The 12,556-nt window shown below is 65.0% G+C and carries 8 protein-coding genes; 5 read left to right on the top strand and 3 right to left on the bottom strand.

The features are described from left to right. Positions 1-74 precede the first annotated feature (74 nt). Entirely contained in the window at positions 75-2,303 is a 2,229-nt protein-coding gene (katG, locus tag ACZ1I2_RS20310) for a catalase/peroxidase HPI (protein WP_465172370.1), read from the bottom strand. Between the two features lie 303 nt (positions 2,304-2,606). Between katG and ACZ1I2_RS20305 the strand changes: the two genes are divergently transcribed. Further along, entirely contained in the window at positions 2,607-5,615 is a 3,009-nt protein-coding gene (locus tag ACZ1I2_RS20305) for a TonB-dependent receptor (protein ID WP_465176055.1), read from the top strand. Positions 5,616-5,770: 155 nt separating this feature from the next. After that, positions 5,771-6,493, top strand: coding sequence for a DeoR/GlpR family DNA-binding transcription regulator (locus ACZ1I2_RS20300; protein ID WP_465181513.1), 723 nt, complete (start codon positions 5,771-5,773; stop codon positions 6,491-6,493). Here ACZ1I2_RS20300 and ACZ1I2_RS20295 read toward each other — a convergent pair. Together ACZ1I2_RS20295 and ACZ1I2_RS20290 are read right to left on the bottom strand one after the other, a co-directional pair. Continuing rightward, a complete protein-coding gene (locus ACZ1I2_RS20295; RefSeq protein ID WP_465181512.1) occupies positions 6,469-7,836 on the bottom strand; it encodes an MFS transporter in 1,368 nt (455 codons plus the stop codon). The two genes, ACZ1I2_RS20300 and ACZ1I2_RS20295, sit on opposite strands and share 25 nt — an antisense overlap. Before the next feature lie 56 nt (positions 7,837-7,892). Further along, the gene (locus ACZ1I2_RS20290) at positions 7,893-9,959 is read right to left on the bottom strand and encodes a phosphocholine-specific phospholipase C (RefSeq protein ID WP_465176058.1); all 2,067 of its coding nucleotides are present in this window, start codon (positions 9,957-9,959) and stop codon (positions 7,893-7,895) included. Positions 9,960-10,581: 622 nt separating this feature from the next. Here ACZ1I2_RS20290 and ACZ1I2_RS20285 point away from each other — a divergent pair. Genes ACZ1I2_RS20285 through ACZ1I2_RS20275 form a run of 3 tightly spaced genes read left to right on the top strand, consistent with a single transcriptional unit; the run spans position 10,582 to position 12,551 of the window. Continuing rightward, positions 10,582-11,112: a DUF4402 domain-containing protein gene (locus tag ACZ1I2_RS20285; RefSeq protein WP_465172375.1), complete on the top strand. Its 531-nt coding sequence runs from the start codon at positions 10,582-10,584 to the stop codon at positions 11,110-11,112. Between the two features lie 30 nt (positions 11,113-11,142). Further along, positions 11,143-11,565, top strand: a complete 423-nt coding sequence (locus tag ACZ1I2_RS20280; RefSeq protein WP_465176059.1) for a hypothetical protein — start codon at positions 11,143-11,145, stop codon at positions 11,563-11,565. 26 nt (positions 11,566-11,591) lie between these two features. Further along, entirely contained in the window at positions 11,592-12,551 is a 960-nt protein-coding gene (locus tag ACZ1I2_RS20275) for a hypothetical protein (RefSeq protein WP_465176060.1), read from the top strand. Positions 12,552-12,556 lie beyond the last annotated feature (5 nt).

Genomic DNA, 12,556 nt, shown 5'->3' with positions numbered 1-12,556 from the left:
GCACGAACCAAATAAAAAGGCCGCCGGCGAGGGGAGTCGCCGGCGGCCATGAGCGCTTAAGCTAAAAGAAGGGGTCACACCCGCAGATCGTATCGGTCCGCGTCCATCACTTTGGTCCAGGCGGCAACGAAGTCCTTCACGAACTTCCCCCCCGCATCGTTCGAAGCATAGACCTCGGACACCGCCCGAAGTTGTGAGTTCGATCCGAACACCAGGTCAGTCCGCGTCGCGGTCCATCGTTGCTCGTTCGTGTTGCGGTTGGTCCCCGCAAACTCCTCGTCACCGGCTTCGTCGATTTCCTTCCACGCCGTGCCCATGTCGAGCAGATTGACGAAGAAGTCGTTGGTCAGCTGCCCCGGCCGGTCGGTCAGCACGCCGTGCGCCGAGCCGCCATGATTGGCGCCCAGCACGCGCAGGCCGCCCACCAGCACCGTCATTTCGGGCGTGCTCAGCCCCAGCAACTGCGCCCGGTCGATCAGCAACTCCTCGGTCGGCACGCTGAACCGCACTGAGAGATAGTTGCGGAATCCGTCCGCCTTGGGCTCGAGCACGTCGATATTGCCGATTTCGGTCTGCTCGGCGGTCGCGTCCGTGCGGCCCGGCGAGAAGGGCACGGTCACGTCCTGCCCGGCATCCTTCGCTGCCTTCTCGACCGCGGCAGAGCCACCCAGCACGATCAGGTCGGCGATGCTGACCTTCTTGCCCGCCCCGGCACCGTCGAAGTCGCGCTTGATGCCCTCATAGACCTCCAGCACCCTGGCCAGCTTCGCCGGCTCGTTGACCTCCCAGTCCTTCTGGGGCGCCAGGCGGATGCGCGCGCCATTGGCGCCGCCGCGATGGTCCGAACCGCGATAGGTCGCGGCCGATGCCCAGGCCGTCCGCACCAGCTCGGCCACGCTCAGCCCAGATGCCAGGATCTTCTGCTTCAGCGCCGCCACATCGCCGCTATCGATCGGCGTATAGTCCGCCTTGGGGATCGGATCCTGCCAGATCAGGTCCTCGGCCGGCACGTCGGGCCCGAGATACCGCACCTTCGGCCCCATGTCGCGGTGGCACAGCTTGAACCAGGCGCGGGCAAAGGCATCGGCGAACTGGTCGGGATTGTCCCGGAACCGCTCGTTGATCGCGCGGTACGTCGGGTCCGCCTTCATCGCGATGTCGGCGGTAGTCATCATCGTCGGCAGGCGCCGTTCGGGGCTGTGCGCACCGGGCGCGAGGTCCTCGGGTGCCTGGTTGATCGGCTGCCATTGCTTGGCCCCCGCCGGGCTGCGCACCAGTTCGTACTCGTAGTCGAACAGCATGTGGAAGAAACTCATGTCCCAGGTGATCGGCGTCGGCGTCCACGCGCCTTCGATGCCGCTGGTGATGGTGTGGTCGCCCACGCCCGACTCATGCCCGCTCTGCCAGCCAAGCCCCTGCTGCGCGATATCGGCGCCTTCCGGCTCCGCACCGACCAGCGAGGCGTCGCCCGCACCATGCGCCTTGCCGAAGGTATGGCCGCCCGCGACCAGCGCCGCGGTCTCCTCGTCGTTCATGCCCATCCGGGCGAACGTCTCGCGGATGTCGCGCGCCGACTGAATCGGGTCAGGATTACCGCCTGGCCCTTCGGGATTGACGTAGATCAGGCCCATCTGGATCGCGGCGAGCGGGCTTTCCAGCACCATCTCACGCTCGGGCTGAATGCGCGTCTGGTTGTCGGCATGGCCGACCCATTGCTCCTCGGTGCCCCAGTAAATGTCCTTTTCGGGCTCGAACACATCGGCACGGCCGCCGCCGAAGCCAAAAACAGGTCCGCCCATCGACTCGATCGCGACATTGCCGGCCAGGATCATCAGATCGGCCCAGCTCAGCTTGCGGCCATATTTCTGCTTCACCGGCCAGAGCAGCCGGCGTGCCTTGTCGAGATTGCCATTATCCGGCCAGCTGTTGAGCGGCGCGAAGCGCTGCGACCCGGAAGAGGCACCGCCGCGCCCGTCGCCGCTGCGATAGGTGCCGGCGCTGTGCCAGGCCATGCGGATGAAGAACGGGCCGTAATGCCCGTAATCGGCCGGCCACCAGGGCTGGCTGTCTGTCATCAGCGCGGTCAGGTCGCGCTTCACCGCCGCGAGGTCGAGCGTCTTGAACTCGGCGGCATAATCGAAATCGTCGCCCATCGGATCGCCCGACAGGCCGTTTTGCTGGAGGATGTCCAGCGACAGCTGGTTCGGCCACCAGTCGCGGTTGGTCCGCCCGAGAAGGGATCGCAGCGCGGCAGGCTCTTTCATCGGGCAGCCCAGCGGGTCGCCGCTCGTCTTCGCGTCCATGTCGGTATCCTCTCGTGGTTGAACCTTCTTCACGGAACCTAGACTCGGCACCGTGCGGGCGGAAACGACTTAACTCGGTTAGTGCGAACGGGGAAATCGATCAGAGACGAAAGAAGGGGCGGGGGGTGGAAGGGCGCGCCTGACGTAGCCGGCGTGTCGCGTCCTCCTGCTATGGTTGCCGCCCACAGTTTTTGTGCATTTTCTGTCGTATTGTCACAAAAAATCCACAGCCTCCGCATAACGGACCCTCCGTGACGCGGTTTCACCGCGTTTCCGGCTTTAATCACCAAAAGGGGAAATTCGATGTTCCGCTTCACGCGACTTTCGTCGCGCGCAGCTCTGCGCGCGTTGCTGATGCTCGGTTCGACCGCGGTCGTCGTCATGGCGGCGGCGCCTGCCGGCGCTCAGGATTACACCAACATTTCCGCCTCGGGCCGGGTAACCTCGATGGACGGCGCGCCGATCGCCGATGCGCAGGTGAAGATCACCTCCTCGGACAAGGGCGTCAGCCGCACGGCGACGACCGATGGCGCTGGCGCCTATACCATCCCGCAGCTCTCGCCCGGCAATTACGATGTCACCATCACGGCGGACGGCTTCACGGCTTATAGCGAGTCCAGCGTGCCGCTGACGCGGGAGACCGGCGGGGCCAACAGCTACCGCCTGGTCCCGGAGTCGCAAAATGGCGACATCGTCGTGACGGGTGCGCGCCAGCGCGTCGCGGATTTCCAGGACACCACCGTCGGGAGCACGATCAACCTTGCGTCCCTCACGCAGCGCGTGCCGATCGGGCGTTCGCTGCGCGACGTGATGCTGCTGACGCCGGGCACCGTGCAGGGTTCGTCGCCCTCGAACGGCGGCTTTGCCAACCAGGTCTCGATTGCCGGCGCTGCATTCACCGAGAACGCCTTCTACATCAACGGCCTGAACGTCACCGACTTCGTCTCGGGCGGCCAGCCGACCGAAGTGCCGTTCGACTTCTACCAGACGGTCGAGGTCAAGACCGGCGGCGCCCCGGCGGAATTCGGCCGCGCGACCGGCGGCTATGTCGTCGCGACCACCAAGTCGGGCTCGAACGAATATCATGCGAGCGTGACCGGCATCTGGGAACCGGATGACCTGCGCGGCAATGCGCCGTCGACCCGCACCATCGACTATCGCCACGCCACCGCCAGCCGCAAGGAACTGATCCTTCAGGCCAGCGGCCCGATCATCAAGGATCACCTGTTCGTCTATGGTCTCTACAATATGCGCGACATCCGCTCGATGACGCCGCAGGCCAATCAGAACAACGCAACCGGCGTGACGAATACGAGCCCCTTCTGGGGCGGCAAGATCGACGGCTATATCACGGGTGACCATCATTTCGAGTTCACCTATTTCGACACGACCAACGATACGCATAACCGCAGCTACAATTGGGACCGGACCAACCACACGCTCGGCAACAAGACGGGCGGTACCAATGCCCGGGCGGGCGGCATCAATTATGTCGGCCGCTACACCGGCACCTTCACGCCGTGGCTGACGCTGTCGGGCGCGTACGGCGTCAACAAGCTGCGCTCGGGCAATCTTCCGCTCGACACCGTCAATCCGCAGGTCGTCGATTACCGGAAGGACCCGGCTGGCATCCAGATCGGCCTCAACAAGGTGACCGACGCCTTCAGCAGCACCGATGACCAGCGCGAATTCTACCGTGTGGACGCCGACCTGCAATTCCATCTGTTCGGGTCGCACCATGTCCGCATCGGCTACGACCATGAGAAGGACACTCAGGCGCAGACCTTCCAGACGATCGGCGCCGGCGCGTTCAAGATCTTCGCCGTCACCGCCGATTCCGCCGCGCGCATCGGCCTGCCGGTCGGCACGGAATATTATACGACGCGCGTCTATGCCCAGAACGGCATCGCGCATGTCCGCAACGAGGCCTATTATCTGCAGGACCAATGGTCGCTGCTCGACAATCGCCTGCGCCTCGATCTTGGCCTGCGCAACGACCGCTTCAGCAATCAGGGCGTCAACGGCAAGTCCTTCTTCGAATCGGGCAACCAATGGGCGCCGCGCGTCGGCGCTTCGTTCGATCCGCTGGGCGACGGGCGCACAAAGATCTTCGGCTCCTATTCGCAATATTATCTGCCGATGGCAGGCGACATCAACCTGAACGTCGCCGGCAGCCTGGTCACCTACACCCGCTATAACCGCTTCAACGGCGTCAGCGGCGCGGGCAGCATCCCGGCCGAGGGCGCCCCGATCCTGTCAGTCGTCAACACGACCGCCTGCCCCGATACCGGGGTGCGGAACTGCGAAGTTTCGGCCGATGGTTCGGCGTTCAACCCGGCCGGCGCCATCGCCACCAACATCAAGCCGCAGTCGAGCAACGAGTTCATCCTGGGTGCCGAGCATCAGTTCGGCGATCATGTGCGGATCGGTGCCTATTTCACGCACCGCGAGTTGAAGGACGTGATCGAGGACATCTCGATCGACGCCGGCGCACGCGCCTATTGCGTCGGCAAGGGCTTTACCGCCGCTGCGTGCCAGTCGGCCTATCCGGGCGGCAGCCAGTTCGTCATCGCCAATCCCGGGCGCGACGTGACGGTGCAGATCAACAAGCTGCCCGATGGATCGACGCCGACGGTGACGCTGAAGGCGGCCGACCTCGGCTATCCCAAGCCGAGCCGCAATTACAACGCGCTGACGCTGACCTTCGACCGCAGCTTCGACAAGAAATGGAGCCTGGCCGGCTCCTACACGCTTGCCTTCGACAAGGGGAATTACGAGGGCGGCGTGCGATCGGAGAATGGCCAGCTGGCGATCAACCGCACTGCCGACTTCGACTCGCCAGGCTTCGTCAACGGCGCTTATGGCTATCTGCCGAACGATCGCCGCCACACCTTCAAGGCCTATGGCAGCTACCGTCTGCTCGACATGCTGGATCTGGGCGCCAACGCCGTTCTCCAGTCACCCGTGCATTACAGCTGCATCGGCGCGGTGCCGGTCAATGTCGATGCCTATGCGAACACCTATCACGGCTATGCCTATTATTGTCAGGGCAAGCTCATTCCGCGCGGCACGGCGTTCACCGGCGACTGGCTGACTCAATTCGATGTCAGCGCGGTCGTCCATCTGCCATTGCCCTATGGGGTCGACGCGTCGGTTCGTCTCGACGTGTTCAACCTGTTCAACAGCCATGCGGTGACGTCGTATAACAATTTCGGCGAACTGGGCGACGGATCGGCTAACCCCGACTATCGAGCGCCGGTCAATTATCAGCCGCCGCGCTCGGTGCGGCTGACGGCCCGCTTCGGCTTCTGAGGCCATATCGCCGGGGCTGGCCCGCGCGGCCGGCCCCGGGCATCCCGCTTGCAAAAACCCGGACACCAAGCATGGTTGGCCGGGACGGCGGGCTAGCGGGAACAAGCACGATGGAGGGGGCGATAGAGAAACGATCACAACGGCAGCGCGAAATCATGTCGCGGCTGCGAAGCGGACGGACATTGTCGGTGACGGCACTCGCGGCGGATCTCGCCGTGTCGGACGAGACGATCCGCCGCGAGCTTCGCGCGCTCGAGGATCACGGCGTCATCATCCGCGAACATGGCGGCGCGCGCATGACCGCGCCGGTCCATGAAGGGCCGCTCCATCAGCGGATGGAGGAGAATTCCGACGCCAAGCTGCGTATCGCCCGCGCGGCCGCCGAATTCGTCCTGGACGGCGCGATCCTGTTCATCGACTCCGGCACGACGAGCTGCTTCATCGCGCGGCAGCTGGTCGACCGGAGGGCGCTGACCGTCATCACCAATTCGCTGCGCGTGGCGAACGATCTCGGCGGCATCAACAACAACCGCCTGTTCCTCGCTGGCGGGCAGATGGACTATGATTATCGCGCCTTTTCCGATCATCACGCGCAGGACTTTGTCCGCGGCTTCACCCCGCACCTGGCGATCCTGTCGGTCGGCGGGATCAGCATCGAGCGCGGGCTGATGGACTTCCATCCCGGCGAGGCGGAGATGAGCCGGATCGCCTATGCAACCTCGAAACAGGTGCTGCTCGGCGCCGATTCATCCAAATTCGGGCGCTATGCGCTGATCCAGACGGCGGCGCTCAACGAGGTCGATATCCTCGTCACCGATCAGCCGCTCGAACACGATTACGCCCGGGCGTTCGCTCATGCCGAGGTCGTTGTCGCCTGACGGTCCTTGACGGCGCGCATCAGCGGCATCCCGACAAGCAGCATCAGCAGCGCGCCCGAACCCGCCACCGCCGCCTGGAGCAGCCAGAAGGACGGTGGCGCCATGCGCTCGTAATAGACGCCGCTGAAGCCGACCCACAAATGCGCGAAGAAGCCGTGCAGGTAGAATAGGCCCATCCAGAACCCGACCAGCCGGCGCGGCGCGACGCCGGCGATCAGGCTCAGGCCGGAGGGCCAGATCAGCACGATCGCGCTGTCGATCAGCAGCAGATAGCAAAGCGCCCATGGCAGCGACAGCGGCGCCCCGCCACTGCTAGCGCTGCCGACCGCGAGGAGCAGATATCCCGCCGCGCAGCACAATCCGCCCACCAGGACCTGCACCACCGGACCGATCGCGATGTCGCGCCGCTCGAGCGCGCGGATCGTCAGTTGCGATCCGGCGATCAGCGCCAGCGTGAAGACGCCGTCGAGCGACAGGAACCAGGCGACCGGCATCGTCCACTCGGCCACCCGCAGGTCGATCCGGGTGCGCGCCCATAGCAGGAAGATGTTGCCGAGCTGCTCATAAGCCGCGAAGCACAGATAGATCGCGGCCAGCGTGACGATCAGCAGCGCGGTCGTGGCGAGCGGCGCGCGCGGCGCGCTTGCCGGCACGGCCACTGCCGCCGCCCGCTCCTGTTCGCCGCCGATGCGCAGATAGAAGACCAGTCCCAGGACGACCGCGGCGATGGCCGCGCCGATTGCGTTGACCGGACCCGCTACCACCGCCACGGCGCCGCAGGCCAGCGGGCCGCAGATCACCCCTGCATTCAGGAAGCCGAGATAAACGGCATAGCCGCGCCGCCGTTGCGCTTCGTCGCGGAACAGCAAGCCGACCTGTGCCGACAAATTTCCCTTCAGCAAGCCGGTGCCGATTGCGAAGGGGATCAGGCCGATCAGGAAGCTGTGCTCGCTCAGCATCATCACCAGGCCGAGCAGCATGCCGACCCCACCGGTCACCACCATCATTCGCCGGCTGCCGATCAGGTCGCCCACCAGTCCGCCGAACGGGATCGAAAGATAGATCAGCGCATTGGCATAGCCATAGAGCTGGGAGGCGAGGGCGATGCTGGAGACCGGGCCGAACAGCGCGGTGCTCGCCGCGCGAACGGCCGACGCCCCGATCACGCGCGACAGGTCGCCCACCAGCACCCGGTCGACCAGGATCAGCACGAGCAGCGACTTCACGCCGTACATGGCGAATCGCTCCCAAAACTCCATCGCCGCAAGCGACAGGAAGCGCGGGTCCAGTATCTTGACGTCCGCCGCCGCGTCTTCGCCCGATTCCATCTCGCCCGCCCTCATCGAGCGGAGCCCTAGGCAGGCTTGGCAACATGATGATGACAGTAGCGGGGGACGGCTCAGCCTGGATGCGGGAAGGCCAAAGCGGGTTCGCTGATGCCGGGCGCGCCGGTCTCGACATGCCCCGCCAGGCGCAGGCGTACCCCATTCTCCGCGGTCAGCATCAGATCGTACCAGCGATGGTCGGCGAGCGTGACTGGCCGTTGCGCTTTCGCGCCCGCGGGCACCGCGACCTGCTCGCTGGTGCCGCGATGGGCGCAGTGCAGCGTCATGGCGACCGCGTCATCGCCGCGATTGGCGAGGCGCAGCGTGCCGCCTGTCCCATCCTCACGCCAGGCGATTGCCGCCTCGACCCGCGGCGCGTTCCCATGGCCTCGGAACTCGCGGTGGAAACCGTCGGGCCCGCGCACGACGATCGCATGCGGCCGGTCCCGGCGGAGCGGCCAGGCTTCCTCGAGCTGCGAGGTCGCGGCGACGGTGAAATAGCGCCAGCCGGAAAACAGGGTTTCGTCCTGCACCCCGAACACAATCCCGACCGACCCCCGATTCTCGAAGCGCAAGGTCAGGCCGGCGTCGGACCAACTGGGTTCGACGGCGAAGCGGTACGGCAGCGGCCGGGCCCGGCGTGTTCCGGGCTCCTGCGCCGGTACGCCGTTGCCCTTGGCGATCGCCGGTGCAGGGGCGCCGGCGCACAGCCGCTCGGTTTCGGCGATATAGCCTGCGACCGAGGGCAACGCCGCCGCCCAGCCCGTGTCGAGACGCGCTTCGCGCGACACATCGAAGTCGAAGATCGAGGTCAGATCGCCGCACACCGCGCGACGCCAGGGCGAGATATTGGGTTCGGCCACGCCGAAGCACTTTTCCAGGAAGCGCAGCACGGAGGTATGGTCGAAAAGCTGCGAGTTCACCCAGCCGCCGCGCGTCCAGGGCGAGATCACCAGCATCGGCACGCGCGGGCCGAGCCCGACCGGCTCGCCCTGATAGGTCTCGCTGCGCACATCGACATTGCTCGCGCCATAGCTCGGCTCTATCGCCGGCATGGGCGCTGGCACATGATCGAAAAACCCGTCATTCTCGTCATAGTTCAGGATGAAGACGGTCTTCGCCCAGACTGTCGGGTTCGCGGCGAGCGCCGCGACGAGGTTGCCGATCAGCACTTCGCCGAAGGGTACCGGCGCATCGGGATGCTCGCTCATCTGCATCATCGGCACGATCCAGGAAACCGAGGGCAGGCGATCGGCGGCGACGTCCGCGGCGAAGGCAGCGATCAGATGCCGTGCCTGCGTCTTTTCCGGGTCGGCGGGTGCCGCGCCGCCGATCCAGTCGACATAGGCCCGCCCGCGCCGGTAGCGCGACGATGCCGGATCGAGCTTCCGGAACTCCTTGAAATAGCCGAGCGGATTGTCCGAATAATTGGCCAGCTCCTGGTAGACGCGCCACGATATGCCGGCTTCTTCCAGCCGCCCTGCGTAAGTGCGCCAGGGCAGCCCCTCGGTCGCGTCGTCCTTCGCCATGTCGGCGCCGGGGTTGCCGTCGGTGCCGCCATTGGTGACGCAATAAACCCCTTCCTGCCCGACGCTGAGGCCGTTCGTGCCGGAAAAATGATAGAGGCGGTTGGGACCGGTCGGCCCCTGCAGCGAGCAGTGATAGCTGTCGCAAATGGTGAACTGGTCGGCCAGCGCGTAATAATAGGGAATGTCGGCGCGGGTCAGATGCGCCATGGTGAGCGGCCCTTTCTGGTCCGCCCACACGTCCCAGTTGCGCCAGCGCGCCTGGCTGTCCTTCCAGCTATGGTCGAGGCCGGTGAAGCACCGCGCGTTGCTGCTGTCGTAGTCGAGCCGGAACGGCCAGGCGATCTGTCCCCCGTCACGATCCGCGCGGCGTTGCGCCCAGACCGGCTTACCACCCGGCAGCGTTACCGGGCGCGGATCGCCAAAGCCGCGCACGCCGCGCAACGTGCCGAAATAATGATCGAACGATCGGTTCTCCTGCATCAGGATCACGACATGCTCGATATCCGCGATCGAGCCGTGCCCGCCCAGTCGGCGCAACCCCTGTGCCGGCTCGCTGGTGGCGATGGCGGCTCCGGAGGCACCGAGGAGAAAAGCCCTGCGGTCGATCGTCACGCGTGTTTTCCTTTATCTGATCCCGCCGGCGCGGCGGTATTGGTCGGAAGCGGCCCCGCAGCTAGCCGCGCTATGTGGAAGAGATGTGACGAGACTCCAGGTTTTTTGGAATTTCTGAGCGGAACGGTCATTGCGTCAACACAGGCGCGTGCCTGCCGACGACGATGCGCGCTAGCGGTGCGAGGAACGCGGCACCCGCAGCTAGACTAGCGTGAGGTCGAATCGCTGGGAGGTCGAATTCCCGGACGGGGCGCCGGCTCTCGGAACGGCGTTGCATCGGTTTTCCGACCTTTTTTACGCGATTTTTTTCTTGCCTGCATGGAACGCGAGGACGGCATTTTGGGCCGTATCGGACCTTTTATCCCTGTCTTGTCAAAGGGTTAAGTTGAAAATACCGCGCTGTTTTGGCACAAGTACTGCCACTTGACTAAGTGCATTTGCGGTTTTAGAAATATTCACTGTGGTTGTAATTTAAAAATACAACTCAAGATCCCGCTTCGGATCTTGTCTGGCCGTAGACCATGAATGTGGCCAGGATATTTGCGATCAATTGAATAAAGGCACAGCCTTTTCGGGAAACCGCGCCCATTTGTTGGGGCGGTACTTTGTGGGGATTTGAGTCATGAAGAAGATTTTAGCCGGTGCGTTCATCACCATCGGCCTTGCTGCGGGCTCCTCGGCGGCATTTGCCCAGTCTTCCGCGACAGCCACGGCGACGGGAAGCACGACCATCGTGCAGCCGCTCACCCTGACCAAGAATGTCGACCTCTCCTTCGGCCGTATCGTCAAGCCGAGCACCGGGAGCGGCACCGTCGCCATCGCCAACACGGCGGACGCTGTGACCGCCGGCTCGGGTGCGATCGCCCTGAGCGGCATCACCACGACGCGTGCCAAATTCACCATCGATGGCGAAGGCGGCCAGGTCGCTACCGTCAGCGTGCCGACCAGCTTCGACCTGGCGCTCAGCACGGATGCCACCAAGAAGATCACCATCACGCTCGCGCCGGATCTGGGCGCCACGACGACGCTCAGCAACGCGCTCGGCGCGGCTGGCACCCAGACTCTCTATGTCGGCGGCAATTTCGCACTGCCCTCGACGCAGGTGACCGGTGCCTATAGCGGCACCTTCGACGTGACGGTTGCCTATCAGTGATCCGCTAGCGGATTGTAGGGAACGATGGACATGGGCAAGGACCGCCGCCGGGCAATGCGTCACTGGGCCATTGTCGTGGGGGCGGTCCTTGCGGTGTCACCGCCGTCACCGGTCGTCGCGCAAGGTCAGCGTGCCGCGGCAGGTGGCGCGGTGGAGATAAGTGAAGCCGTCGGTGCCGGGATCGCGTATGACCTGTTGACCGATATCCTCTCCACCGTGTTCCTGTCGGGGCGTACCGGCGATTCCGTGTCGCTGCTTCTGCCCGAACGCTCTGGCTCCGGGAGCCGTCTTCCCAACGAGGTCGTGGTGCTGTCCACCGCTTATTACAGGATGGATGTCGCGTCCGGTGTTGCGCGCGCCATCGTGGCGAACCCCGACGCCAAGGTCGACCTCACGCCACTACGGGATGGCGGCGGCCCGGACAATTTCCTGGTCCTTGCCCAATTCAACTGACCGCTAGCAGATAGGCACTCGCCGCGATGATCGAGGTTCATGAAGTCCATACGACGCAGGGCCCTCCCGCCCTTGCGCGCGCCGCGGTCGCTGCCACCACCGCTTTCGCCCTATGCGTCCTGTGCGCCGGCGCTGCCGCCCAGAATGCGTCGCAGACGACCGCGGCGACGCCGCCGCCCGTTGCGGGCGGGGCGGAGACCGGTGTCGCGAACATCAATCTCACGCCGCGCCGAATCATCTTCGATCGCACCAAGCGCAGCGACACGGTCTATGTCTTCAACCAGGGCAATGCCGCCGTGACGGTCGATGTCGCGCTGATCGATAATGTGATGCTGCCGTCCGGCGAGATTCTGCCGGTGGCGCGCGCGGCCGAGAAGGGCCCGGCCGCGGTCGCCGCCGCTGCGTCGGTGCGCTCGGCCAAGCTCCTGCTGCTGGCGGTTCCTAGCCGCCTGACCTTGCCGCCCGGCCAGGGCAGGGTGATCCGAATCCGCGCCAGCCTGCCGGAATCGACTGACGTCGTGGAATATCGCACCCACCTCACCGTCGCTACGCTGCCCACGCCCGATTCCGGCCTCACCGCTGAACAGGTCGCGGCGACAACGAGGGGCGAGCTGGTGTTGAGGGTCCAGTCGATCTTCGGCGTGTCGATCCCGCTTATCGTGCGAACGGGAGCGGCCAATGCGACCGCGACCTTGGGCGCCATTGCGGCGAGGCTGGAAGGCGACAAGCCAGTGCTGGAAATACCGGTCATGCGCCAGGGAACGACGTCGCTCTATGGCGATCTCGAAGTGCGGGCCGGAACGGGCGGGACCGGGGAGGTCGTCGGCCTCGTCCGTGGTCTCGGCGTTTATCCGGAGGTCGACGAACGCCTGGCCCGAATCCCCCTGTCGCGTGCCTTGCGCAAGGGCGAGGCGGTGACGGTCAGCTATTTCACCGCGGACGGCAAGCCTGGCGAGCTTGCCAGAAGGACGTTCACCGTACCCTGAAATGT

It is taken from the genome of Sphingomonas sp. BL-S-29 (genome assembly GCF_055521495.1).
The sequence above is the reverse complement of the archived record's forward strand: the minus strand, read 5'-3'. Positions and strand labels throughout refer to the sequence as shown.

What these genes read in the sequence shown, in the direction of transcription:
- ACZ1I2_RS20300 (WP_465181513.1), top strand. Translation starts at nt 5,771, where the DNA reads ATGTCGCGGCTGCGAAGCGGACGGACATTGTCGGTGACGGCACTCGCG.
- ACZ1I2_RS20275 (WP_465176060.1), top strand. Translation starts at nt 11,592, where the DNA reads ATGATCGAGGTTCATGAAGTCCATACGACGCAGGGCCCTCCCGCCCTT.
- ACZ1I2_RS20280 (WP_465176059.1), top strand. Translation starts at nt 11,143, where the DNA reads ATGGGCAAGGACCGCCGCCGGGCAATGCGTCACTGGGCCATTGTCGTG.
- ACZ1I2_RS20285 (WP_465172375.1), top strand. Translation starts at nt 10,582, where the DNA reads ATGAAGAAGATTTTAGCCGGTGCGTTCATCACCATCGGCCTTGCTGCG.
- ACZ1I2_RS20295 (WP_465181512.1), bottom strand. Translation starts at nt 7,836, where the DNA reads ATGAGGGCGGGCGAGATGGAATCGGGCGAAGACGCGGCGGCGGACGTC.
- katG (WP_465172370.1), bottom strand. Translation starts at nt 2,303, where the DNA reads ATGGACGCGAAGACGAGCGGCGACCCGCTGGGCTGCCCGATGAAAGAG.
- ACZ1I2_RS20305 (WP_465176055.1), top strand. Translation starts at nt 2,607, where the DNA reads ATGTTCCGCTTCACGCGACTTTCGTCGCGCGCAGCTCTGCGCGCGTTG.